This is a genomic window from Bradyrhizobium manausense (genome assembly GCF_018131105.1).
Classification (GTDB): Bacteria; Pseudomonadota; Alphaproteobacteria; order Rhizobiales; family Xanthobacteraceae; genus Bradyrhizobium; species Bradyrhizobium manausense_B.
Window position 1 is genome coordinate 24,363 of the sequence record NZ_JAFCJI010000006.1, and the last position, 24,688, is coordinate 49,050.

20 protein-coding genes and 1 pseudogene are annotated in these 24,688 nt (G+C 64.5%); 11 read left to right on the forward strand and 10 right to left on the reverse strand.

The annotated features are described in order from the left end of the window. Window positions 1–4 precede the first annotated feature (4 nt). Window positions 5–1,123 (forward strand): cobalamin-independent methionine synthase II family protein, encoded by a 1,119-nt coding sequence (locus tag JQ631_RS30170; protein WP_212333187.1) that lies wholly within the window; start codon window positions 5–7, stop codon window positions 1,121–1,123. 27 nt (window positions 1,124–1,150) lie between these two features. Further along, on the forward strand, window positions 1,151–2,287 hold the full coding sequence (locus tag JQ631_RS30175; RefSeq protein WP_212333189.1) for a flavin-containing monooxygenase: 1,137 nt from the start codon (window positions 1,151–1,153) through the stop codon (window positions 2,285–2,287). Here JQ631_RS30175 and JQ631_RS30180 read toward each other — a convergent pair whose 3' ends face one another. Next, complete coding sequence (locus tag JQ631_RS30180; protein WP_212333191.1) at window positions 2,288–4,015, reverse strand: caspase family protein; 1,728 nt, start codon at window positions 4,013–4,015, stop codon at window positions 2,288–2,290. It abuts the gene before it with no gap. A 165-nt stretch (window positions 4,016–4,180) separates the two neighbouring features. On the opposite strand from JQ631_RS30180, the gene JQ631_RS30185 reads away from it, so the two are divergent. From JQ631_RS30185 to JQ631_RS30200, 4 genes are all read left to right on the forward strand, one after another. Further along, window positions 4,181–5,536, forward strand: coding sequence for a hypothetical protein (locus tag JQ631_RS30185; RefSeq protein WP_212301238.1), 1,356 nt, complete (start codon window positions 4,181–4,183; stop codon window positions 5,534–5,536). A gap of 61 nt (window positions 5,537–5,597) precedes the next feature. After that, window positions 5,598–6,794, forward strand: coding sequence for a methionine adenosyltransferase (gene metK, locus JQ631_RS30190; protein WP_212333193.1), 1,197 nt, complete (start codon window positions 5,598–5,600; stop codon window positions 6,792–6,794). A gap of 122 nt (window positions 6,795–6,916) precedes the next feature. After that, window positions 6,917–8,338 (forward strand): adenosylhomocysteinase, encoded by a 1,422-nt coding sequence (gene ahcY / locus JQ631_RS30195; protein ID WP_212333194.1) that lies wholly within the window; start codon window positions 6,917–6,919, stop codon window positions 8,336–8,338. Window positions 8,339–8,507: 169 nt separating this feature from the next. Further along, the gene (locus JQ631_RS30200) at window positions 8,508–9,968 is read left to right on the forward strand and encodes a flavin-containing monooxygenase (protein ID WP_212333195.1); all 1,461 of its coding nucleotides are present in this window, start codon (window positions 8,508–8,510) and stop codon (window positions 9,966–9,968) included. Window positions 9,969–9,986: 18 nt separating this feature from the next. On the opposite strand, the gene JQ631_RS30205 is transcribed toward JQ631_RS30200, so the two are convergent. Further along, window positions 9,987–11,210 carry a YbfB/YjiJ family MFS transporter gene (locus tag JQ631_RS30205; protein WP_212333196.1) on the reverse strand — a complete coding sequence of 408 codons (1,224 nt, stop codon included), beginning with the start codon at window positions 11,208–11,210 and terminating at the stop codon, window positions 9,987–9,989. 37 nt (window positions 11,211–11,247) lie between these two features. Beyond that, window positions 11,248–11,958 carry an SDR family NAD(P)-dependent oxidoreductase gene (locus JQ631_RS30210; protein WP_212333197.1) on the reverse strand — a complete coding sequence of 237 codons (711 nt, stop codon included), beginning with the start codon at window positions 11,956–11,958 and terminating at the stop codon, window positions 11,248–11,250. A 204-nt stretch (window positions 11,959–12,162) separates the two neighbouring features. Here JQ631_RS30210 and JQ631_RS30215 point away from each other — a divergent pair, with 204 nt between their 5' ends. Together JQ631_RS30215 and JQ631_RS30220 are read left to right on the forward strand one after the other, a co-directional pair. Continuing rightward, complete coding sequence (locus JQ631_RS30215) at window positions 12,163–13,086, forward strand: LysR family transcriptional regulator (protein WP_212333198.1); 924 nt, start codon at window positions 12,163–12,165, stop codon at window positions 13,084–13,086. Window positions 13,087–13,340: 254 nt separating this feature from the next. After that, the gene (locus tag JQ631_RS30220; RefSeq protein ID WP_212333199.1) at window positions 13,341–14,270 is read left to right on the forward strand and encodes an aspartyl/asparaginyl beta-hydroxylase domain-containing protein; all 930 of its coding nucleotides are present in this window, start codon (window positions 13,341–13,343) and stop codon (window positions 14,268–14,270) included. A 107-nt stretch (window positions 14,271–14,377) separates the two neighbouring features. Here the strand turns inward: JQ631_RS30220 and JQ631_RS30225 are convergent, their stop codons facing one another. Together JQ631_RS30225 and JQ631_RS30230 are read right to left on the reverse strand one after the other, a co-directional pair. Further along, window positions 14,378–15,205 (reverse strand): amino acid kinase family protein, encoded by an 828-nt coding sequence (locus JQ631_RS30225; RefSeq protein WP_212333201.1) that lies wholly within the window; start codon window positions 15,203–15,205, stop codon window positions 14,378–14,380. Window positions 15,206–15,218: 13 nt separating this feature from the next. Further along, window positions 15,219–16,030 (reverse strand): annotated as a pseudogene (locus JQ631_RS30230) (amino acid kinase family protein). 115 nt (window positions 16,031–16,145) lie between these two features. Here JQ631_RS30230 and JQ631_RS30235 point away from each other — a divergent pair. Beyond that, complete coding sequence (locus tag JQ631_RS30235) at window positions 16,146–16,604, forward strand: YybH family protein (protein ID WP_212333203.1); 459 nt, start codon at window positions 16,146–16,148, stop codon at window positions 16,602–16,604. Window positions 16,605–16,707: 103 nt separating this feature from the next. Continuing rightward, window positions 16,708–18,051 carry an MFS transporter gene (locus JQ631_RS30240; protein ID WP_212333205.1) on the forward strand — a complete coding sequence of 448 codons (1,344 nt, stop codon included), beginning with the start codon at window positions 16,708–16,710 and terminating at the stop codon, window positions 18,049–18,051. Between the two features lie 76 nt (window positions 18,052–18,127). On the opposite strand, the gene JQ631_RS30245 is transcribed toward JQ631_RS30240, so the two are convergent. From JQ631_RS30245 to galE, 3 genes are all read right to left on the reverse strand, one after another. Continuing rightward, window positions 18,128–18,829, reverse strand: coding sequence for a fumarylacetoacetate hydrolase family protein (locus JQ631_RS30245; protein WP_212333208.1), 702 nt, complete (start codon window positions 18,827–18,829; stop codon window positions 18,128–18,130). A 36-nt stretch (window positions 18,830–18,865) separates the two neighbouring features. Further along, window positions 18,866–20,668 carry an ABC transporter ATP-binding protein gene (locus JQ631_RS30250; protein WP_212333210.1) on the reverse strand — a complete coding sequence of 601 codons (1,803 nt, stop codon included), beginning with the start codon at window positions 20,666–20,668 and terminating at the stop codon, window positions 18,866–18,868. 118 nt (window positions 20,669–20,786) lie between these two features. Further along, the gene (gene galE, locus JQ631_RS30255) at window positions 20,787–21,800 is read right to left on the reverse strand and encodes a UDP-glucose 4-epimerase GalE (protein ID WP_212333211.1); all 1,014 of its coding nucleotides are present in this window, start codon (window positions 21,798–21,800) and stop codon (window positions 20,787–20,789) included. Window positions 21,801–21,926: 126 nt separating this feature from the next. On the opposite strand from galE, the gene JQ631_RS30260 reads away from it, so the two are divergent. Continuing rightward, complete coding sequence (locus tag JQ631_RS30260) at window positions 21,927–22,964, forward strand: glycosyltransferase family 4 protein (RefSeq protein ID WP_212333212.1); 1,038 nt, start codon at window positions 21,927–21,929, stop codon at window positions 22,962–22,964. 86 nt (window positions 22,965–23,050) lie between these two features. On the opposite strand, the gene JQ631_RS30265 is transcribed toward JQ631_RS30260, so the two are convergent. Together JQ631_RS30265 and waaF are read right to left on the reverse strand one after the other, a co-directional pair. Further along, complete coding sequence (locus JQ631_RS30265; protein WP_212333213.1) at window positions 23,051–23,581, reverse strand: D-glycero-alpha-D-manno-heptose-1,7-bisphosphate 7-phosphatase; 531 nt, start codon at window positions 23,579–23,581, stop codon at window positions 23,051–23,053. Then, complete coding sequence (gene waaF, locus JQ631_RS30270; protein ID WP_212333214.1) at window positions 23,574–24,644, reverse strand: lipopolysaccharide heptosyltransferase II; 1,071 nt, start codon at window positions 24,642–24,644, stop codon at window positions 23,574–23,576. The genes JQ631_RS30265 and waaF overlap by 8 nt, the downstream gene beginning before the upstream one ends. Window positions 24,645–24,688 lie beyond the last annotated feature (44 nt).

Sequence of the window (24,688 nt, forward strand, 5' to 3'; positions counted from 1 at the left end):
AGAAATGCAGCGAACCAAAGCCCCCTTCCGCGCCGACGAGGTCGGCAGCCTTCTGCGCCCCGCCAAGATCAAGGACGCCCGCGCGAAGCTCGAGAAGGGCGAGATCTCGGCCGACGATCTGCGCAAGATCGAGGACATGGAGATCGAGAAGGTCGTGCACAAGCAGGCTTCGGTCGGCCTGAAGCTCGCGACCGACGGTGAGTTCCGCCGCTCCTGGTGGCATTTCGACTTCCTGGCCAAGCTCACCGGCTGCGAGCTGTTTCATCCCGATTCCGGTATCCAGTTCGCGGGCGTGCAGACCCGTCACGAGGCGGTGCGCGTGATCGGCAAGCTCGACTTCCCCGACAACCACCCGATGCTGGATCACTTCCGCTTCCTCAAGAAGAACGCAGACCAGGCGCACGTCACCGCCAAGATGACGATCCCGTCGCCGGCCGTGCTGCACTTCCGCGGCGGTCGCAAGTCGATCTCCAAGGACGTCTATCCCGATCTCGACGCGTTCTACGAGGATCTCGGCAAGACCTACCGCAAGGCCGTCAAGGCGTTCTACGACGCCGGCTGCCGCTATCTCCAGTTCGACGACACCGTGTGGGCCTATCTCTGCTCGCCGGACGAATTGCAGAAGGCGCGCGAGCGCGGCGATAATCCGGAAGGCCTGCAGCAGATCTACGCGCGCGTCATCAACTACGCGCTGGCTGAGAAACCGGCCGACATGATCGTGACCACGCATGTCTGCCGCGGCAATTTCCGTTCGACCTGGATCTCCTCGGGTGGCTACGAGCCGGTGGCCGAGACCATGCTCGCCGGTACCAATTACGACGGCTATTTCCTCGAATACGACAGCGACCGTGCCGGCGGCTTCGAGCCGCTGCGCTTCCTGCCCAAGGGCAACAAGGTCGTCGTGGTCGGCGTCATCACCTCGAAGTTCGGCGAGCTCGAGAAGAAGGACGACATCAAGCGCCGCCTGGAGGAAGCCGCCAAGTTCGCGCCGCTGGAGCAGCTCGCGCTGTCGCCGCAGTGCGGCTTTGCTTCGACGGAAGAGGGCAATATCCTTTCCGAAGAAGAGCAGTGGGCCAAGCTGAGCCTCGCAGTCGAGATCGCCAACGAAGTCTGGGGCAAATAAGCCCTTAGCATCTCAGGGGGAGGAGACATGGATCCGAACCCTGATGCGATTGTCGTCGGAGCGGGCCCTGCGGGGCTCGCCTGTGCCGCGACGCTGCGCGCGGCAGGCCTCAGGGCCACCGTGCTGGAGAAGGCCACTGAAGTCGGTGCGGTCTGGCGTCGCCATTACGACCGGCTGCATCTGCACACCGACCGCAACCGTTCCGGCCTCCCCGGCATGCCGATGCCGTCGAGCTATCCGCTCTATCCATCGCGCGCGCAGATGGTCGCTTATCTCGAGAGCTACGCGGCGCGCTTCGAGATCAATCCCGTATTCGGTGCGGAGGTTTCGCGTATCAGGCGCGAAGGGCCGCAATGGCGTGTCGAATCTCGACAGGGTGAGTTCGTCGCGCCGGTCGTGGTGATCGCCACCGGCATCGCAGATGCGCCGTATCGTCCCAAATGGCCGGGCATGGACTTTTTTTCCGGCGAGCTTCTCCACAGCAGCCGCTATCGCAACCCTGAGCCCTACGCCGGTCGTCGTGTGCTCGTGGTCGGCTTCGGCAATTCAGGTGGTGAGATCGCGCTCGACCTTGCCAATGCCGGTGTTTCGGTTGGGCTCGCGGTGCGCAATCCGGTTCAGATCATTCCGCGCAATCTGCTCGGCCTTCCAATCCTGTCTTGGGTGATCTTGTACCGTCGGCTGCCGGCGCGCCTCGTCGATGCGATCAACGCGCCGATACTGCGGCTTGCCATCGGCAATTTCGAAAAGCTCGGCTTGCGTCGTGCGGCAAAGGGACCACGACAGATGGTCGAAGAGGACGGGCGCGTGCCGCTGATCGACATCGGCACGCTCGCGAAAATCAGGAGCGGCGCAATCGCCGTGCGTCCCGGAATCGATCGCTTCACCGCCGACGGTGTCGTGTTCACCGACGACACGATGGAGACATTCGACGCCGTGATTCTTGCCACGGGCTTTCGCCCCGACCTGCGGACCCTGATCCCGGATGTTGCTGGCGTCTTCGACGATCACGGCATGCCGCGTGTGACGGGAAAGCCGAGCGCCGAACCGGGGCTTTATTTCTGCGGACAGATCACTGTGCCCACGGGACAGCTGCGGGAAATCAGCATCGAAGCACGGCAAATTGCCGACAGCGCGAAGGGAAATCTCTCGCAAGCCGCCTGATTATTTTTCCGCCAGATAGACCTCGCCCAGCAACGATGAGTTCGACCACGGCACTTGCTTGTTCTTCGTGGTCGAGACCACCTCCGCCCGCACCCGCGTCAGCATCTGCTGAACCTCGAGCCCCGGCGTTCCGAGGTGGCGGGACAGCGCGGCGGAGAATGGTGAGTTGGCGCCTTCGCCGTCGAGCGCCACCTGGCCCGGCGCGGTCGCGAACGCAATCAGCGTGCCTGCCCCCAGCGTCGCGCCGGAGCCTAGGCTCGCTGGAGCTGCGAGGCCGGACGCGCCCTCGATGCCGCGGCTGCTGCCGGCGCTTGCAGTCTGCTGTGCCATCGGATTGTTGCGGCACGCATCCAAGATCAAAATGTTGGTGCGAACCTGGTCGTCGAGGCCGGCCGTGATCGTATCCATGTCGATCATCGCGTCGGTCATGCGGGTGCCCGGCTTGAGCTCGACATCGACGGGAATGAGGTAGTTGCGGCCGTCGATCTGCACGCCGTGACCGGCGTAGTAGACGAGCGCGACCTGCGCCCGTGCCGCCGCACGCAGAAACTCGCGCGTCATCTTCTGCATCGCGGCGCGGTCGAGATCGACGCCCTCCGACACCGTGAAGCCGATGTCGCGCAGGCTCTTGGCGACAGCGCGCGCGTCGTTGGGGGGATTGGGCAACGCCTTCACATGCGCATAGGCACCGTTGCCGATCACCAGCGCCATGCGGGTGCCGCGAGTGGCCGGTGCCGGCGAGGGTGCTGGCGAAACTGGTGCTGCGCCTGCCTGCTGCGGGGCAGGGGCCGCTGTCGGCTGCGTCGTCGGCGGAGGCGCTTCGCGCGGGATCGGCGCGGCTGCATCCGTCACCAGCGACAGCCGCACCTTTGCGGTGGCCTGATTGGCCTTGCTGCCGGCGTCCGAGGCCACGATCGCAAGCGTGGCGTTATAATCGTCCTTCGCGCGCGCGTAATCGCCCTTGGCCTCATAGGCCAGCGCGCGATGGGTATAGGCGGAGATCAGCACGCTGTTCGGCGGCGTCATGATGTTGACCGGCGGCTTGTCTTTGGCGAGCCGGATCGCCTCGCTGCCGTCGGCAATGGCGCGATCGAGATCGTTCTTCGCGCGCCAGATCGCGGTGCGGTTGATCAGCGGCTGCGGCAGTGTCGGATCGAGCCGGATCGCCTGGTTGATGTCGGCGAGCGCGCCGTCGAGATCGCCGAGCGCTTCCTTGGCGATGCCGCGGTTCTGGAACGAGAATGCCGATCTTGGATCGGCCTTGATCGAGAGGTCGTAGTCGGCGATCGCCTTGGGGTAGTCGCCCTTGCCGCGCCAGGCATTGCCGCGGTTGTGGAAGATGATGCCGCTCGCCGGCCCAAGCTTCAGCGCATCGTCGAAATCGGCGATGGCGATGTCGTAGTCGCCCTTGTCGTAATAGGCCGAGCCCCGCAAGTTGTAGACCGCCTGGCTCGGCTGCAGCCGGATCGCCTCGGTGGTGTCGGCAATGACCTTGGCGTAGTCGCCTTTCTTGTTCCAGCCCACCGCGCGCCAGAAATACACAGTCGCGAGCTGCTCGCCCTTGAAAGCCTTCAGGGCAATGATCTTGGAGCAGGCGTCGACCATCTGGTCCGCCGGCGTGGTGTCGGTGGTGCAGAGCGGCCCGAGCTGGCTGCGCGACTGGGCTGATGCGGGTGCCGACCACAGGGGTGCGGCGAGCAGAGCGAGCGCGACGAGCAGGCAGCGCATGGCGGAGATTCCTTCAGGAGAAGTGCTTGTTTGTTGTCCGGTGGCCCACTGCGGTTCACGCGGGCGCCATCGTATCTGGGGTAAAGCGGATTGCCGTATTCCCTGAGTGGGCAGGATCTGCTAGGAGACATGTCCCAACTCCTCTGCCCACCTCCGTCCCATCCGATGAAGAACGACGAAATCCTCAGCCAAATCACCGAGTTCTGCCGCAAGGCGGACATGGCGGAATCGACGTTCGGCCGGCGTGCTGTGAACGATGGGAAGCTCGTGCACCGCCTGCGCGAGGGCAAGCGCATCACCATCGATACGCTGGAGCGGATCCAGGCCTATATCGCGGCATCGACGACCGGCGGCCTGCCGCCGCCGCGGGGGCTTCAGGTGCCTCCGGAAAAGCGCGATCCGCGCGGCAATTTCCGCTTCTTCGAGAACCGGCAGAAATACCTGCTGTTCGTGCATACGTGCAGCGAGAAGCGGGTGATCGCCGACCGGGTGGCGCTGGAGCTTTCGACCATCCATCCGCGTCCGCCGGCGCTGCGCATTTTCGATGCCGGCGTTGGCGACGGCACGGTGCTGGCGCGGGTGCTGCGCGCCACCCATCAGCGCTACCCGCATATGCCGTTCTACGTGGCCGGCAAGGAGCTCAGTCTCGAGGATCTGCGCCTCACGCTGGAGAAGGTGCCGGACCGCATTTTCGAGCATCCGGCGTCGGTTTTCGTCTTCACCAACATGTTCTATTCGGAGGCGCCCTGGCTCACGCCGGCGTCGCCCGCGGCGGCGGCTGCGACCGTTTGGCACGAAGTCCCGCTGCGGGGCGCCTCGTCAGGCGAATTCGAGCAGCAGATTGCCGAACTGCGGCCGTTCCTGGAGCAGAACTGGCGGGCCGCGATCAGCCCGCGTACGGCCATGCCGCTGTACGAGCGGCCGGTCGTGCTGGTGCTTTACCGCGAGGACCACAGGTTTCTGCTGGATTCGACCATTCCGCGGCCGGGCCAGACCGAGGCCAATTTCGACCTCGTCATCGCATCCCAGCCATACCGGGCCCTGTCTTCGGTCAATTTCCGCGCCAAGCGGATCATTGCACCGCTGGCGCGGGCGCTACGGCCGGGCGGCCGCCTGATCGGAATCCACTCCCATGGTCACGATCCCGGCATGGAAATGATCCAGGCGATCTGGCCCGGAGAAAATCCTTTCTCGGTGAGCCGTCATGAGCTATTGCGCGCCGTAAAGTACGAGCTGGGATCGTTGGGCCGCGACCTGAATTTTAATGCCTACGCGGATAACCGTTCGATCTTCAGGTATGATATGGAAGCGCTGCCCAACGAGGTGACGGGTACCATCGGAACCTCGACAGCCTTTGCAGCCTGGAATGCGGCGGTGTATGTCGCTCAGATTGAGGACGACCGGTTGACAGATATGACTCAAAACGGCCGCACCCTGGATGCCGCCAGGGATGTGCTGCGAAAGTACAACGGGCTCTGGTTTCTCGACGAATCCTACGTCATCTCGCGCCGGCGTGATTGACATCATCCAACTGTAAACATCGCAAACGTCCGCCGATAGCGGTGGAACAAGGGGTTTCTTGATGCGCGCGTCCTATCTCTTCACCAGCGAGTCCGTGTCCGAAGGCCATCCGGACAAGGTCTGTGACCGGATCTCCGATGAAATCGTCGACCTGTTCTACCGCGAAGGGCCGAAGGCCGGCATCGATCCCTGGCAGATCCGCGCCGCCTGCGAGACGCTGGCGACCACCAACAAGGTCGTGATCGCCGGCGAGACCCGCGGTCCGAAGTCGGTCACCAACGAGCAGATCGAAAGCGTCGTGCGCGAGGCGATCAAGGACATCGGCTACGAGCAGGACGGCTTCCACTGGCAGAAGGCCGACATCGAGATCCTGCTGCATCCGCAATCGGCCGACATCGCGCAGGGCGTTGACGCGCTCCAGCCGGGCGAAGTCAAGGAAGAGGGCGCCGGCGACCAGGGCATCATGTTCGGTTACGCCACCAATGAGACGCCCGACCTGATGCCGGCGCCGATCTTCTACGCCCACAAGATCCTCCGTCTCATCTCCGAAGCCCGCCACTCCGGCAAGGAGAAGGTGCTCGGTCCTGATTCCAAGAGCCAGGTCACCGTGCAGTACGAGAACGGCAAGCCGGTCGCCGTGCGCGAGATCGTGGTGTCGCACCAGCATCTGGTCGAGGACATCTCGTCGAAGCAGATCCGCGATATCGTCGAGCCCTATGTCCGCGAAGCGCTGCCGAAGGACTGGATCACGCCGAAGACGATCTGGCACATCAACCCGACCGGCAAGTTCTACATCGGCGGTCCCGATGGTGACTCCGGCCTGACCGGCCGCAAGATCATCGTCGACACCTACGGCGGTGCGGCCCCGCACGGCGGCGGCGCGTTCTCCGGCAAGGATCCGACCAAGGTCGACCGCTCGGCAGCCTATGCTGCGCGCTACGTCGCCAAGAACATCGTTGCCGCCGGTCTTGCAGATCGCTGTACGCTGCAGCTCGCCTACGCCATCGGCGTGGCGCGTCCGCTGTCGATCTACATCGACACCCACGGCACCGGAAAGGTGTCCGAGGATCAGCTCGAGAAGGCCGCCGCCAAGGCGATGGACCTGACCCCGCGCGGCATCCGCAGCCATCTCGACCTCAACCGCCCGATCTACGCGCGCACCTCGGCCTACGGCCATTTCGGTCGCACGCCGGACAACGAGGGCGGCTTCTCCTGGGAGAAGACCGATCTCGTCGAAGCGCTCAAGCGCGCCGTCTGATTCTCTTGCGTCATTTCGGGGCGCCGCAACAGCGGCGACCCCGGAATCTCGAACTGCTGGATTCCGGGTTCGGTCGTTTCGCGAGCGCCCGGAATGACGAGCCAAACAAACAGGAACCTGCCATGAACGCGAAGCCCGGCTTCACCGATTACATCGTCAAGGACATTTCGCTCGCCGATTTCGGCCGCAAGGAGCTCTCGCTCGCCGAGACCGAGATGCCCGGCCTGATGGCCACCCGCGAGGAGTTCGGCCCGAAGCAGCCGCTCAAGGGCGCGCGCATCGCCGGCTCGCTGCACATGACGATCCAGACCGGCGTGCTGATCGAGACGCTGGCAGCGCTCGGCGCCGACATCCGCTGGGTCTCCTGCAACATCTATTCGACGCAGGACCACGCCGCAGCCGCGATCGCGGCCGCCGGCATTCCGGTGTTCGCGGTCAAGGGCGAGAGCCTGACTGAATACTGGGACTACACCGCAAAGCTGTTCGACTGGCACGGCGGCGGTCACCCGAACATGATCCTCGACGATGGTGGCGACGCCACCATGTACGTCCATCTCGGCCTGCGCGCCGAGAACGGCGACGCCGCCTTCCTGGACAAGCCGGGTTCGGAAGAAGAGGAAGTGTTCTTCGCGCTTCTGAAGAAGCAGCTCAAGGAAAAGCCGAAGGGCTACTTCGCCGGGATCGCCAAGAGCATCAAGGGCGTTTCCGAAGAGACCACCACGGGCGTGCATCGTCTCTACGACATGCAGAAGGCCGGCACGCTGCTGTGGCCGGCGATCAACGTCAACGACAGCGTCACCAAGTCGAAGTTCGACAACCTCTATGGCTGCCGTGAATCGCTGGTCGACGGTATCCGCCGCGGCACCGACGTCATGATGTCGGGCAAGGTCGCGATGGTCGCGGGCTTCGGCGACGTCGGCAAGGGTTCGGCCGCCTCGCTGCGCCAGGCCGGCTGCCGCGTGATGGTGTCGGAAGTCGATCCGATCTGCGCGCTGCAGGCCGCGATGGAAGGCTACGAGGTCGTGACCATGGAAGATGCCGCGCCCCGCGCCGACATCTTCGTCACCGCGACCGGCAACAAGGACATCATCACCATCGAGCACATGCGCGCGATGAAGGATCGTGCCATCGTCTGCAACATCGGCCATTTCGACAACGAGATCCAGATCGCGGGTCTGCGTAACCTGAAGTGGACCAACATCAAGCCGCAGGTCGACGAGATCGAATTCCCCGACAAGCACCGCATCATCATGCTGTCGGAAGGCCGCCTCGTGAACCTCGGCAACGCGATGGGCCATCCGTCCTTCGTGATGTCGGCGTCCTTCACCAACCAGACGCTGGCGCAGATCGAGCTTTACGCCAACAACAAGGACGGCAAGTACAAGAAGGAAGTCTACGTGCTGCCGAAGTCGCTCGACGAGAAGGTCGCGCGTCTGCACCTCGCCAAGATCGGCGTCAAGCTCACCGAGCTGCGCAAGGACCAGGCCGACTACATCGGCGTGAAGCAGGAAGGTCCGTACAAGTCGGATCACTACCGCTACTGAGTTCGATCCGTTCAGAACGCGCGAAGGCCCCGGGGTGATCCGGGGCCTTTTGCTTTGTCCGCGCGGCGGGAGGCGGCGGCGCCGGTGCAAAAATTCGCTTCCCGGTTCGGTTGTTGCGGATTGACGGCCCGGGCTTGCGGTCGGACTATCCCCGCCGGCGGAGGAAACCATGCAACAAGAACATTTCGACGTGCTGATCGTCGGCGCCGGCTTGTCCGGCATCGGCGCGGGCTATCATCTCCAGACCAAGTGCCCGGGCAAAAGCTACGTCATCCTTGAGGGCCGCGACTGCATCGGCGGCACCTGGGATCTGTTTCGCTATCCAGGCATCCGCTCCGACAGCGACATGTTCACGCTCGGCTATTCCTTCAAGCCGTGGACCGATCCGAAGGCGATCGCCGACGGGCCGCAGATCCTGAACTACGTGCGCGAGACCGCGACCGAGAACGGCATCGAGAAGCACATCCGCTTCCGCCATCGCGTCAAGCGCGCGGCGTGGTCGACGCCCGACGCGCGCTGGACCGTCGAAGCCGAGCGTACGGCAGGAGAGGGCGCGACCGAGCTGGTGCGCTTCACCTGCAATTTCCTGTTCATGTGCGCGGGATATTACAGATACGAGGCGGGCTACACGCCGGAGTTCAATGGCGCGGCTGATTTCGCCGGCCGCATCGTGCATCCGCAGAAATGGACCGAGGACATCGACTACGCTGGAAAACGCGTCGTCGTGATCGGCTCGGGCGCGACCGCGGTGACGCTGGTGCCGGAACTCGCCAAGACCGCGGCGCAGGTCACGATGCTGCAGCGTTCGCCGACCTACGTGGTGTCGCGACCGGCGCAGGATCCCGTCGCCAACAAGCTGCGCCGGAATTTGCCGACGCGGCTGGCCTATCACGTCATCCGCTGGCGCAACGTGATGTGGGGAATGTTCTTCTTCCAGCTCAGCCGGCGGCGGCCGGACAAGGTGAAGAACCTGATCCTCGGTGGCGTGCGGATGGCGCTCGGTCCGGACTACGACGTCGCCACCCATTTCACGCCGCGCTACAATCCTTGGGACCAGCGGCTATGCCTCGTGCCTGATGGCGACCTCTTCAAGGCGATCCGCGAAAAGCGCGCCGCCGTCGTCACCAGCGAGATCGACAGCTTTACCCGCGACGGCATCCGCCTGAAGGACGGCAGCGAGCTTCCCGCCGACATCATCGTGACGGCGACGGGCCTCGTGCTCCAGGTCGTCGGCGGCCTCGAGGTCAGCGTCGACGGCCGCGCCGTCGATTTCGCGAACACGCTGACCTACAAGGGCATGATGTATGCCGATGTGCCGAACATGGCGTCGGCTTTCGGTTACACCAATGCGTCCTGGACGCTGAAATGCGATCTCACCTGCGAATATGTCTGTCGGCTCATCAACTGCATGGACCGGCACAATTTCCGCCAGTGCATGCCGCACAATGACGACCCGGAGATCACCGCGCAGCCCTCGCTCGATTTCACCTCGGGCTATGTGCAGCGATCGGTCGCGAAAATGCCCAAGCAGGGCTCGAAGCAGCCGTGGCGGCTGTACCAGAACTACGCCTTCGATATCGTCTCGCTGCGCTTCGGCCGGATCGATGACGGGGTGATGCGGTATTCCTGATCACGCCGCCGTCTGCAGTCATGCCTTGCGCGCGGTGAGCGAGAGACCGATGTCGATCGCGAGCGCCAGCACGGCTGCGCCGCCGCCGAGGGCAAACAGCACCAGATAATCGCCGCCGGTGTTCGCGTAGATCCAGGAGAAGCCGTAAGCGGCTGCTGTCTGGAACAGCGCGAAGCTCGTGGTGGCGTGGCTCCAGGTCGCACGCTGCTGCTCGTTCGAGTGCGGAACCAGCTCATGGATACGCCCGAGCACCAGCGGCACGATACCCGGCGTGAAGCCGCCGACCACGATGCTCGACACGATCAGCGAAGCGGGCGCAGTGCTGACAGTGGGAAGCAGCACGGCAGCAGCCTCGATCAGAAAGGCTGCACGCAACGCCGGTCCAAAACCCGAGCGATCGCCCAGATGGCCGGTAACGAGAGGGCCGACGATCGCACCGAGACCATAGAGCACCCAATAGTGTGATCCCGCAGCAATCCCCTGGCCGAGACCTCGCGCCACGAAATCAACGATGAAGACCATGTGCGGCACCAGCGCGACCGCGTTGAGGCCGTACTGAATCAGCAACGCAAGCGTGGCGGGCGAGGCGTGATGCGGCTTCGCTTGGTGCGAGGGCGCAGCATCAGTCTTTGCTTCCGCAGGCCAGTTCCACCAGCTTGCGAGCGTCAGCGCGGCCGAGAACACACCGAGGCCATACCAGCTCTGTTGCAAGCCCTGTTGCAGCAGCAGCGGCACCAGCGTGCCCGATGCCGCGACGCCGAGGCCGACGCCGGCAAAGATCACGCCGCCGACGATGCCGCGCCGCGCGGCCGAAGTGTGCGGAAGAACGACCGAAGCGGCCAGCACCATGATGATACCGCCGGTGAGGCCGGAGAGGAAACGCCAGGCGAAGAACCAGATGAAGGACACCGGGGCTGAGCTTGCAAAGAAGGAGAGAGTGGCAAGCCCCATCATCGCCCGCAGCGCGTGGACCGCGCCGATGCGTGTGGCGACGGTTCGCGCCGCCAGTGCGCCGGCGAGATAGCCGGCGAGGTTGGCCGCGCCGAGATAGACCACGTCGGATGCGCTGAACCACTTTGCCGCGATCAAGGCCGGGATCAGTGGTGTGTAGGAAAAGCGGGCAAGGCCAAGCCCGACCAATGAGGCCGACAGTCCCGCCACGGCGTATCGCCATGTTGAGCCCGATCGCTGATGCGGCCGGGCCGGGGCTCGAGGCCTGGTGTCTGCATTCGTATCGGTCATGTCGATCTCCTGCGTATTTGCCTTGCCCGGCGTGCCCTCAATGGCCGGCGCTCTGGCCGCCATCGACATGCAGGATCTCGCCGGTGACGAAGCTCGCCTGCTCCAGGTAAAGTACGGCATCGACGATGTCGGACATCTCGCCCATGTGGCCGACCGGGTGCATCGCGCCGAGTTGGGCATGCGTCGACACCGGATGCATCGGCGATTTGATGATCCCCGGCGCCACCGCGTTCACGCGAATGCCGCGCTTTGCATATTCGATCGCGAGCGACCTGGTCGCGGCGTTCAGACCGCCCTTGCTCAACGAGGCCAGCACCGAGGGAACGTTCGAGTTGGCTTGATCGACCAGCGTGGTCGTGATCTGGACGACGTGGCCGGACCTCTGCTTCTCCATCTCGGCAATGGCGAGTTGCGTGATGTTGAAGAAGCCGGCGACGTTGGTGCCCATCACCGCCGCATAGTCCTCGGCCGTGTATTGCGTGAACGGCTTTGCCAGGAAGATGCCGGCATTGTTGACCAGCGTGTCGACACGGCCGAAGCGGGCGACGGCCTGCGCGACCACGCGCTCGGCAGTCTTCCGGTCGGCGATGTCGCCGGCAACGGCGAGAACGTCATCATCGCCCGACGGCTTGACAGAGCGTGCCGTGGCGACCACGCGATAATTGCGATCGCGAAAACCCTGGACCAGCGCCGCGCCAATGCCCTGCGATGCACCGGTGATGATGGCAACCTTCTGCTCGATACCCATGGCGGGCTCCCGTTGTTGATCGGTGCCAGCGCTTGCTGGCGTGCCCGCTGAAATACGCCGCGACGGCGCAGCCGCGAATACGCGCTGCCCGGCAGACACTCTTTCGCCGCGCGTATGAATGCCGGATCGGCGCCTGGCGGCAGTTGTCGTGGTTCGGTCAAGCGCCTAATTTGTCAGTGGAATTTGAAAGGGCGACGGGAAGGCATGGATCGTCTGGATGCGATGAAGGTGTTTGTCCTTGCGGTGGACGAGGGCAGTCTGGCGGCTGCAGGGCGCAAGCTCGGCCGGTCGCCTGCGGCCGTCAGCCGCGCGATTGCCTTTCTTGAGGAGCGGGTCGGGGCCGAACTGCTGCACCGGACCACGCGCTCGATCAAGCTGAGCGAGGAGGGCGAGCGCTATGTCGCGATTTGCCGCCGTGTCCTGACCGAGCTGGAAGAAGCCGACGACATCGCGGCTGGGCCGCGCACCGCGCCACGCGGCCTGCTCACGATCACGGCTCCGGTGGTCTCCGGCGAGATGGTGCTCCGGCCGATCCTCGACGGGTTTCTCGACGCTTATCCGACGGTGTCGGCCAAGCTCCTGCTGTTCGACCGCGCCGTCAATCTGATCGAGGAGGGCGTCGATATCGCGCTTCGCATCGGCCCCCTTGCGGATTCGACGATGGTGGCGATGCGGGTCGGCGAGATCAGCCGTGTCGTGGTGGCCGCACCGCGTTATCTCAAGCAGCATCCACGCATCAACGAACCCGGCGATCTCGCAAAGCACCAGATCGTGGCGATGGCGCATCTGCCGCATTCCTGGACCTTTGCGCCACTGGCGGGCTCGTCGGTGCCGCGAACGGTCCAGTTCACGCCGCGTTTCACGGCCAACAGCACCTACGCGGCTGTAGCCTCGGCCGTCGCCGGGCGCGGCGTTGCGCGGATGTATTCGTATCAGGTGGCCGAGCAGGTCACGCGCGGCGAGCTCGAGATCGTGCTGGCCGGCGACGAGGATCCGGAGATGCCGGCACACCTGATCGCTCCGCAGGGCCGGCTCACGGTGCCCAAGGTGCGAGCCTTCACCGATTTCGCCGTGCCGCGGCTGAAGAAGCATTTTGCCCAGCTCAAGAAGAGCCTTAAGGCACGCTGAACGGCGTGGCTGCCAATGCGGTGCGTTGCGGATTCTGCCCCGGTGGTCAGGGCCTTCGCCGGTGTCGCTGATTCCAAACGCCTGACCTTTCGGAGGTTTCCAGTCCTGCCGAAAACGCAATTCGGCTCGTTTCGGCCAATTTCGTCCCCGGGTTCCAATGCCCCAACTTGATTGCAACCCACCGGCGAATATCTTGCCGCTGGGCCTGTGTCGGGTTACACGACAGCCCGGCTGGATCACTTGGGACTGGGGAAATGCTGAAACAGCTTTTTGCGCCGCAACTCGTCATTCTGTATGTGCTCGCGGCCTCGACGCTTTACGTTCACTTTCGCGGCAAGCAGCGGCTGCGCTTCGCGCGGCAGCTCGGGGATCACTCGACCTATCTCGCACCCTACAACGTGCTGATGTATGCCGGCTCGGCCGTGCCGAACCGGCCGGTGATCTCGGTCGAGCAGTTTCCGGAGCTGAAGCCGCTGAGCGAGAACTGGGAGACCATCCGCGACGAGGCGGTACGCCTGTTCGACGAAGGTTTCATCCGCGCGGCAGCGAAGAATAACGACTGGGGCTTCTACTCGTTCTTCAAGAGCGGCTGGAAGCGCTTTTACCTGAAATGGTACGACGATTTCCTGCCCTCGGCGAACACGCTGTGTCCGAAGACGGTGGAGCTGCTCAAGTCGATCCCGAGCGTGCACGGCGCGATGTTCGCGATGCTGCCGCCGGGCGGCAAGCTGGGGGCGCACCGCGATCCCTTCGCTGGCTCGCTGCGCTATCACCTCGGCCTGGTCACGCCGAACTCGAACAAGTGCCGGATCCTCGTCGACGGCGTCGAATGCGTCTGGCGCGACGGCGAGGCCTTCATGTTCGACGAGACCTTCATCCACAGTGCCGAGAATCAGACTGACGTCAACCGCATCATCCTGTTCTGCGACGTCGAGCGTCCCATGAAGTACGGCTTCATGACCGCGGTCAATCGCTGGGTCAGCCATCACATCGTCAAGGCATCGGCGACCCAGAACGTCGACGGCGAGCACGTCGGTGCGCTCAACAAGGTGTTCGGCAAGCTCTATGAGATCCATCTCGGCAGCCGCAAGGTCAAGGAGTGGAACCGCAACGTCTACTACACGCTGAAGTACTCGCTGACGGCGCTGATCCTTGGCCTCATCGTGTTTTCGGCGCTGCGCTAGGTGCGAATGTGCAGGGTGGTTTAGCTTCGCTCATCCGCCCTGCGAGCACAGAGTCAAAAGCCCCGGAGTGATCTCCGGGGCTTGTTGTTTGTGAACTCGGCCGAGGGCTACGCTGGCTTGGCACCGGTCTTGATGATCGACCCGACATGCTGCCCGCGCAGCGCCGCGCTGATCCGGCCCGGAACCAGGCCGTTCACCACCTGCACACGCGCGAGATGCCGTGCGTTCGCCATCACCTCGAGCAGCGCGGGATCGAACGGCAGTGTGCCCTTCAGCTTCGCAAGGTCGGAGAAGCTGGTCTCCTTCAGCAGCTCCGCCTTCTTGCCATCGGCGCCGCTGGGATCGGTGGTGTAGACGCCATCGACGTCCTCAACGATCGTGAGGGCTGCAGCTCCGAGTGCATCGGCAAGCAGGAAGGCGCCGGTGTCGGCGCGATGCAGCGGGATGCGCGAGGTCGGGAATTCGTGATGGTGGTAGGGCGGGAAGGCGCTGCCGACGACCGCGCGCGCGGCCTGGAGGTGGATCGCGAGCTGGCTCGCGATGGTGCCGTGCTCGATATAGGAGACGCCTTCCGGTGCCAGCAGGCTTGCGAGGATGTGGCCGTTCTGGCCTGCCTCGCTGGCAGCGAGCGGCGCCAGCGAGCCGACCGGCAGGCCGAGGTCGAGACCGACGCTGTAGAGATGGCGGGCGCGGATGCCGGCGCCGGTCAGGATCAGCAGCCGATGCTCGGGCAGCAGCGCGCGCAATTCATCGACGAGCGGGAGGATCGCTTCGTGGCCGCGATCCATGATGCGGCCGCCGATCTTGATCACTTGCAGCCAGGGCAGCAGCTTGATCGGGCGGTTGCCGGCAACGGGGCGGGTGAGGTCGCTGTCCAGGAGAGTCTGGCGTGCGAGCGGCGAGGCGACGTGCTTGATCTGGTTGGTGTCAGCCATGACGGGATGCTCTTCAGCTCGCGGTGATGATGGTGCCGACATGCTCGCCCGCGAGCGCGCGGGTGAGATTGCCGGGGACGAGACCGTTGATGATCTGCACTTCGCGGACGTGACGCGCGGCGTTGAGCAGATCGAGCACCGGGAATTCCAGGATCGAGTCCTGCAAGCCCTTGGCCTTCATCTCCGCTACGGAGATTTTCGGGATGAAGGTTGCGTTCTTCGACGTCTTCGGGTTCGCGGTGTAGAGGCCGTTCTCATCCTTCACATAGATCATCGCCTTGCAGCCGAATTGCTCGGCGACGAGGAAGCAGCCGGCATCGGTGCGATAGGGCGGAATCACGCCTTCGGCCGCGGGCCGCATCCACAGGCTATAGGGCGGCATGCCGCTGAAGATCACTGCGCTCACCTCGGCGAGGAACAGCGGCACGGATGAAGCCCGGCGCTGCTGACTGCGGAGATGCCGTGCTTGGCCAGCAACTGACCCAGCATTGCGGCGTTCTGGTCGGCCACGGAGGCGCCGAGCTGCGACAGCACGCCGGCCGGCAGGCGAAGGCCGGCGGCGATCGAATAGAGGTGCCGCGCGCGGGTGCCGGCGCCGGTCCCGATCAGCAGCTTGTTCGTCTTGCGGGCGGCGACGATTTCCTCGACCACCGGATAGACCGCGGCGCGGCCGCGATCGATCATGCTCTGGCCGCCGATCTTGATGACCGTCGCATCCGGCAGGATGCGGAAGTCCGAAGCTTTCTCCGCTGCGGCTACGAGCTGGGGGTCGGTGAGCGAGCGCTGCATCAGCAGCCCTTCGAGCTCCGTGATCGTGTTCGACATCCGAGACATCCTCTCGTTTTTTGACGCAGTCTCTGCGGCGGACCGAATCTTGCTGCACGCGTCGGTCCGTGGCAACAAGCTCGCAGCGATTTAGCCGCCAAACATGGAGCAGGCAATGGCCCCGTTGCCCCTTGCAAACACCGAGATCGTGCAATTCTTCCGCCAGTGGCTGGAGACCTTCTCGGGCTACGTCCGCGAGGTCGATTACGCCTCGGCGCGGCCGCTGTTTCATCCTGATGTGCTCGCCTTCGGCACACACAACGACGTCATCCCCGGCCTCGACCAATGGGTCACCACCCAATGGGACAACGTCTGGCCCCGGACGGCCGACTTTCGCTTCGTGCTCGACCAGACCTCGGTTCTGGCATCGCCCGACGGCGCGATGGCAACCGTGATCGCGCCGTGGACGAGCACGGGCTATCATCCCGATGGCAACACGTTTCCGCGCCCGGGCCGCGCGACCATGATCTTTTCGAGAAGTGCCGACGGCTGGCTGTGTGTGCACTCACACATGTCGCTCAACCGCGGTGTGCCGCAGACAAGTCACGCCAATCGGCCGGTGAAGGCCAGGTAGGAACTCCTACGATAGTTCAAGGTGTCCGCAGGAACCCTCGGACGCGCAGGATTGTTTGTGCTCAAACGACCATCAGGGGGGCGCGTCAGAAGGAGACGCTCCCATGACAACGCTCGGCCTCGACGCCGCTCAACTGACCCCGTCCGAGCATCAGCTCCAGCTTCGCCGCGCCATCATCGCCTCCACGATCGGAACGGCGATCGAATGGTATGATTTTTTCCTCTACAGCACGGTGACGGGCCTGGTCTTCGCAAAGCTGTTCTTCCCGCATTCCGATCCGTGGGTCGGTACGCTCGAGGCCTTCGCCATCTATGCGGTCGGCTTCATCGCGCGTCCGATCGGCGCCGCGATCTTCGGACATTACGGCGATCGCATCGGCCGCAAATCGACGCTGATCGCGACGTTGCTGTTAATGGGACTGGCGACTGCGGCGGTGGCCGCGGTGCCGACCTATTCGAGCATCGGCATTTGGGGCGCGGTGATCCTGACCGTGCTCCGCTTCATCCAGGGCGTTGGCGTCGGCGGCGAATGGGGCGGCTCGGTCCTGATGTCGATGGAATGGGCGCGCAATGACCGCTCGCGCGGATTCATCGCGTCCTGGCCGCAATTCGGCGTGCCTTGTGGTCTGTTCCTTGCCAACCTCGCCGTCTTGGCCTTCAGCCAGATGGCCGGTGGCGACCGCTTCCTCGCCTGGGGCTGGCGCATCCCGTTTGCGCTGAGCCTCATCCTGGTCGGCGTTGGCCTTTACATCCGGCTCGGCATCCTCGAAACGCCGGTCTTCTCCAAACTGCTGGCGGAGCGTCGGCTCGATCGCACGCCGATGCTGACGGTGATCAAGGAGCATCCGAAGGAGATCCTGCTCTCGGCCTTCGCACGCATGGCCGAGCAGGCCCCATTCTACATCTTCACCGCGTTTGTCTTTTCCTATGGCATCGGCACGCTGCACTTCTCGCGCGATTTCCTGCTGACGGCGGTGTTGGCGGCCTCGGTGCTGTCGTTCGTGACGATTCCGGTTTGTGGTCATCTCTCCGACCAGATCGGCCGCAAGAACATGTACATGCTTGGTGCGCTTCTCACCGGCATCTTCGGCTTCGTCTATTACGCGATGCTCGGCACCGGATCGGAGGTGGTCGTCTTCCTCGCGATCGTCCTGTCGCTGATTCCGCACGACATGATGTATGGGCCACAAGCCGCATTGATTGCCGAGAGCTTTACCGGACGCCTACGCTACAGCGGTGCTTCGCTGGGCTATCAGTTTGCGTCCGTGATCGCCGGTGGTCCCGCGCCGTTGATTGCGGCCTGGCTGTTCGGCACGTTCCACTCAGCGACGGCGATCGCGGGCTATATCGCGGCATGTTCGATCATCAGTCTGGTCGCCACCGCGCTGATGACCGACTACACCGGCAAGGACATCAACGCTGTGGATGCGCACGCCTCGCGGGCGTGAGATCGAGCGGGTCTTCGCAACAAAAAAAGCCCCGGACGTTACGTCCGGGGCCTTGATGTTCGGGATGCCGAGCCGGCTATTCCGGCTTGCCGATAGAGACCTTTAGCGTGCCGATGCCGTCGACGCCGCATTCGAGCTTGTCGCCGGGCTGGAGCTGCGACACGCCGGCCGGGGTGCCGGTCATGATGATGTCGCCGGCGGCGAGCTTCACCTGCTGGGAGAGCTGCCAGATCGTCTCGGGCACGTTCCAGATCATCTGCTCGAGGTCGCCCGTCTGGGCTTCCTTGCCATTGACCGTGAGCCAGATCTTGCCTTTGGAGGGATGGCCGATCTTCGAGGCGGGCTGGATTGCGGAGGCAGGGGCCGAACCGTCGAACGACTTGCCGATCTCCCACGGACGCTCCTTCTTGCGCGAAGCGATCTGGAGGTCGCGGCGGGTGAGGTCGATGCCGACGGCATAGCCGTAGACATGGTCGAGCGCCTTCTCGGCGGGAATGTTGAGGCCGCCGCTCTTCAACGCGACGATCAACTCGACCTCGTGATGCAGATCCTTGGTCAGCGGCGGATAGGGAATGGTGGCGCCATCGGGCACCAGCATGTCGGCGTGCTTGGCGAAGAAGAACGGCGGCGCGCGCTCGTCATTGCCCATCTCCCGGATATGCTCGAGATAGTTGCGGCCGACGCACCAGATGCGCCGCACCGGATAGCGGCCGGTCTCGCCGACGACGGGGAGCGAAGCCTGGGGCGGAAGGGGGATGACGTAGGAGGCGGCGTTCATGAAGCGGTCTCGCTGCTCTTGGGTTGATACGGAACTCTATGCGGTTGCGCTGATCGGCGCCAGAGCGCCGGTGTCGTAATGTTGCAGGCGGAAGAAGGAAGCGTAACGGCCGCCGCGGCGCAGCAGCTCGTCATGACGGCCCTGCTCGACGATCTCGCCGCCCTCGACCACCAGGATGCTGTCTGCGTGCATGATGGTGTGCAGGCGATGCGCGATCACGATGGTGGTGCGGTTCTGGCAGAGATGCTCGATCGCCTCCTGCACCTGCCGCTCGGACTCGGAATCCAGCGCGGCGGTGGCTTCATCCAGCAGGATGACCGGCGCGTTCTTGATCAGCGCGCGCGCGACCGCGATGCGCTGGCGCTGGCCGCCGGAAAGCTGCGTGCCGTGCTCGCCGACGGGCGTGTCGTAACCAAGCGGGAAGCTCATGATGAAATCATGCGCGCAGGCCGCTTTCGCCGCCTCGATGATCTCGTTCTCGCTCGCAGCCGGCTTGCCGAAGGCGATGTTGTTGCGGATGGTGTCGCGGAACAGATAGACGTCCTGGCCGACATAGGCGGTCTGCGCGCGCAGCGACTTGCGCGAGATGGCGCCGATCGACTGGCCGTCGATCACGATGTCGCCTTGCGTCACCTCGTAGAAGCGCAGCAGCAGCGCCAGCACGGTCGACTTGCCGCCGCCGGACGGCCCGACCAGCGCGGTGACCTTGCCGGGCTCGGCCGTGAAGCTCATGCGGTTGAGCACGGTCTCATTGGCGCGATAGGAGAAGCTGACGTCGCGCAGTTCGATCCGTGCGTCGGACAATTTCAGCGCCGGCTTGTCGTCGTCGGAATGCTCGCTAGCCGGACTGTCGACGACCTCGAGCAGCATGCGTGCGCCGACGAGCTGGCTGTTGAGATCGATGTTGAGCCGCGCCAGCCGCTTGGCCGGTTCGGTCGCCATCAGGAACGCGGTCATGAAGGAGAAGAACGCGCCGGGCGTGGCGTTGAGCGCGACCACCGCATAGCCGCCGTACATCAGGCAGCCGGCGACTGCGAAGCCGCCGAGCATTTCCATCAACGGGTTGGAACGGTTGGCGACGCGGGCCATCTTGTTGGCGTTGCGCTCGACGATGGCGATGTTCTCGTCGATGCGGTCCTGCATGGCGTCTTCGAGCGTGAATGCCTTCACGGTGCGGATGCCTTGCAGCGATTCCTGCATCGTCTCCAGGATGTCTGCCGTGCCGGTGAACTGGTTGTAGGCGAGACCCTTGATGCGCTTGACCAGCTTGCGCAGCACCAGCATGGCCGGCGGTACCGCGACGAGGCCGATCAGCGACATCAGCGGATCCTGCCACACCATCACGCCGATCATGGCGAGCAGCATCATGAGGTCGCGCCCGACGGCGTTGACCAGCATGTTGAGGACGTCGGTGATGGATTTGGCGCCGGCGGTCAGCCGCGCCAAAAACTCGGACGAATGCCGCTCGGAGAAAAAGCCGACGCTCTCGCGCATCAGTTTTGCGAACAGCTGGCGCTGGTTGGTCGCAAGGATGGCGTTGCTGATCTTGGTCAGGATCACCATGTGGCCGTAGGTCGCCACGCCCTTGATGAAGAGCAGAATCACCGTGATGCCGGAGAACATCGCGATGCCCGGGATGTTCTTGTCGACATAGGCCTGGTTGATGACCTGGCCGAGCACGTAGGTGGCGCCTGCGGTTGAGCCTGCAGCGGCCGCCATCAGCGCGAAGGCAACGAGGTAGCGCCGCCAGTAGACGACGCCCTGTTCCAGGACCAGGCGGCGAATGAGGACCATTGCCGCATAGGGATCGTCGGTGATTTTCTTTGGAAACTGGGCCATCCGTAGTCCATTGACGGCACAGGGAAAAGCCTGCCCGCGCGTCAGGGATCGAAGGGCCTCTGTGCCCGCTAAAGCGAGGCTTTTCAAGCCCAATTAAGGGCTTGCGTCCGGATGGAATCTAGGCCGAGGCGGCGTGGCGAAGCTCGCCGTGGCGCTCGCGGAACAGCTTGTCCTCCCAGGCCAGCGCGTGCGCCGCGATGGTCTCGAGGTCCTCGTATTGCGGCTTCCAGTCGAGCAGGCCGCGGATGCGGCTGGTGTCGGCGACCATGGTCATGATGTCGCCGGGCCGTCGCGGGGCGTACTGCACGGCGAAGCTGCGGCCGGAGACCCGGCGCACGGCATCGATGGTTTCCAGCACCGAATAGCCGCGGCCATAGCCGCAATTCAGCGTCGTCGAGGCGCCGCCATTGCGGAGGTAAGCGAGGGCCGAGCGATGCGCCTGCGAGAGATCCGTGACGTGGATGAAGTCGCGGATGCAGCTGCCGTCCTGGGTCGGGTAATCAGTGCCGAACACGTCGATCTTGGCACGTTGGCCGGTCGCTGCTTCCACCGCGATCTTGAGCAGATGCGTGGCGCCAACGGTGGCGAGGCCGATGCGCGCCTGCGGGTCTGCACCGGCGACGTTGAAATAGCGGAGCGTCACGTACTGCATGCCATAGGCGGCGGCGACGTCGTGCAGCATGATCTCGGTCATCAGCTTCGACGAGCCGTAAGGCGACAGCGGCCGCGTCGGCGCGTGCTCGGGCACCGGCACCTGGTCCGGATTGCCGTAGACGGCGGCGGTCGAGGAGAAGATGAAGCGGCTGATGCCGCGCTTCACGGCGACGTTGAGCAGGTTGCGGGCGGTCGTGAAATTATTGCGATAATAGCCGAGCGGATCGCGCATCGAATCCGGCACGACGACGGAGCCGGCAAAATGGATGATGCTTTCGATGTTGTGCTGGGCGATCACGCCTTCGAGCAGGTTCTCGTCGCCGGCGTCGCCAATGAACAGCGGCACGCCCTCGGGCAGATAAGCCGAGAAACCAGTGGAGAGATCGTCGATCACGACGACGTCCTCGCCGGCTTCCGCCAGCGCCAGAACCGTGTGACTTCCGATATAGCCGGCGCCGCCGGTGACTAGCACAGTCATGATCTCACCCGTCTTCGATCAACGCACCAAGCTAACGTTTGCGTGGTGAAGAGGGGGTATCGGCGCGGCTGAACTGGTCACTATGCTTAATGTTGCGTATAGGGGGTTTTCGAAACGGAGCATGACGTGGCGAATTCCCGCGGCGATCTCGAAGTGATCGTGCCAAATCTGCACAGGCGCTATTCCGGGGTCACCGCGACCAACCGGATGGTGGCGCCACGGCTGGCAAAGCTCTATCGCGCCGCGTGGTTTGGTTCGGACGCGCCGGAGGGGATCGCAGGGCTCGGCGTCGCCGATGTCCTGAAATTATGGCGCCGCAAGACACCCTTGATCTGGCATGCGCGCCGCAACAACGAGATGATCGCAGGCGTGCTGCTGCGCGCGCTCGGCTGGCCGCTCAAGCTCGTGTTCACCTCTGCGGCGCAACGCCATCACAGCTGGATCACGCGCTGGCTGATCCGGCAGATGGACGCGATCATCGCGACATCGGACATCTCGGCCTCGTTCCTGAAAGTGAAAGCGACGGTGATCCCGCATGGCGTCGACACCGACGTCTATGCGCCGCCGCTCGATCGCGCCGCGGCCTTCGCGGAAAGCGGCTTGCCGGGCCGTTATGCGATCGGTTGCTTCGGCCGCGTGCGCGCACAGAAGGGCACTGACGTGTTCGTCGATGCGATGTGCCGCCTGCTGCCGCGCTATCCGGATTTCACCGCCGTCATCGTCGGACAGGTCACGGCCGAGCAGACGCCGTTTGCGAACGAGCTGAAGAAGCGCATCGACGCCGCGGGCCTGCAATCGCGCATCGTCATCACCGGCGAACTCCCGATCGAGCAGGTGCAGCGCTGGTATCAGCGGCTGACCATCTATGCCTTCACCTCGCGCAACGAGGGCTTTGGCCTGACGCTGATCGAGGCGATGGCCGCCGGCAGCGCATTGGTTGCCGCGCGAGCGGGCGCGGCCGAGCTCGTAGTCGAGGACGGCGTGTCCGGCGTGCTGATCCCGACCGGTGATGCGGAGGCGCTGGCGGCCGCGCTCGAGCCGCTGATGCGCGATGTCTCTGCGGCGACTGCGATGGGCCAGCGCGGTCGCGAGCGCGTGCTTGAAAAATTCAGTCTTGATGCCGAGGCGGCGCGAATCGGCGAGGTCTATCGTCCGCTGCTCTGAATGCGCGTTGTCTCCGCCAAGCCCTTGATTTCACTGCCGCGGGCTACTGTGCATGGGGTTGTTTTCGCGTTTTCGGATCGCAGCCCCTACCGTCGCCTGATCTGCGCCAGCACCTCGGTCACGAACGCGTCGAGGTCGCCGCCTGAAAAGAGAAAGCCCGGCAGCCCGAGCGCCTTGCCGGCCTCGATGTCCCTGGCCTGATCCCCGATCACGAAGCTGCCCTCGAGCTGCACGGGCCAGTGCTGGATGAGATCGCGCAACATGCCGGGCGCGGGCTTGCGCCAGTCATGCTCCCCGATGTAGCCGGCGACCGTTCCCTGCGGATGATACGGACAGAAGCGGACGTCATCGATCCGCGCGCCGTCGCGGGCGAGTTCCTCGCGCATCCAGCCGTGCAGCGTGTTCACATCGTCCTCGGTGAAGAGGCCGCGCGCGACGCCGGACTGGTTGGTGAAGACGAACACGAAATAGCCTGCCTCGTTGAGGCGGCGAATGGCGCTGGCGACGTTGGGCATCCAGCGGATGCGGTCGCGCGTGCCGATATAGCTGTCGTCGTGATTGATGACGCCGTCGCGATCGAGGAATGCCGCGGGCTTGGCCGCACGGCCGTCAGACATTTGCGAGCCCCTGCGTCCTGGCGAGCACATCTCTTGCGATCTCGACCACGTCCTGTGCCGCGATATCCCGCATGCAGCGGTGGTCGTTCATCTTGCAGATCGTGCTCTGGCAGGGCTGGCAGGAGAGCACGCTCTTGGTCTGGACCACGGTCGCGGCGAGGCCGTTGAGGGGGGCCCAGAGATAGGGGCTGGTCGGGCCGAAGATGCCCATGGTGGGCGTGCCCAGTGCGGCCGCGATGTGCATCAGGCCTGAGTCGTTCGAGATCGCGACGCCGGCTGCAGCCATGGCGAGGACGCCGTTGCGCAGATCGTTGCCGGTGAGGTCCCGCACCCCGGGGCCACCGGCGGCGACGATCTCCTGGGCGAGGCCTTTTTCCGCGGGGCCGCCGACCACCCACACCTCGAGCCCGCGCTCGGCCAGCAGGCGGGCGGCCTCGGGATAGTAGGTCCAGCGCTTCGACGCCCCGACCGAGCCGGGGGCGAGCGCCACGGCGGCGCCGGCGCTCAGCCCGTTGGCCTTGCGCCAGCGGGCGATCTCGTCGGCCGGGACGCGCAATTGCGGCACTGGCCATTCCGGGGGAAGGGGGGCGCCATCGGGTTGGGCCAGCGCGGCGTTCTTGTCGATGAAGCGGGGCAGTTTCTTCTCGCCCCAGCGCCAGCGATTGAGCAGGCCGAAGCGGAACTCGCCGACGAAGCCGACCCGTTCGGGGATGCCGGCCAGCGCGGGCGCAATGGCGGCCTTCCAGGTCCGGGGCAGCACCAGCGCCGTGCCGTAGTTCCGCGCGCGCAGGAGCTTCGCCAGGCCGAACTGGCGGCCCACGGCGAGACGGCCGCGGGGCAGGTCCCAGACGATGCCTTCCCGCACCCCCGGCATGTAATCGACAAGCGGAGCGCAGAGGGATGTCGTCAGGAGATCGACCGGCCGATTCGGCCAGCGCTCCTTCAGGACCCGCACAACGGTGTGATTCCGGACGAAATCGCCGATCCACATATAGGGAACGATCAGGATCGGGCGCGTATCGTCCCGGTCCTGGCTTCCGCTAGATTGTGAATCTTGATTCATTCGTCAATGGGACCGGAGCGTGCTGATCTGGCGGTTCGGTTAGC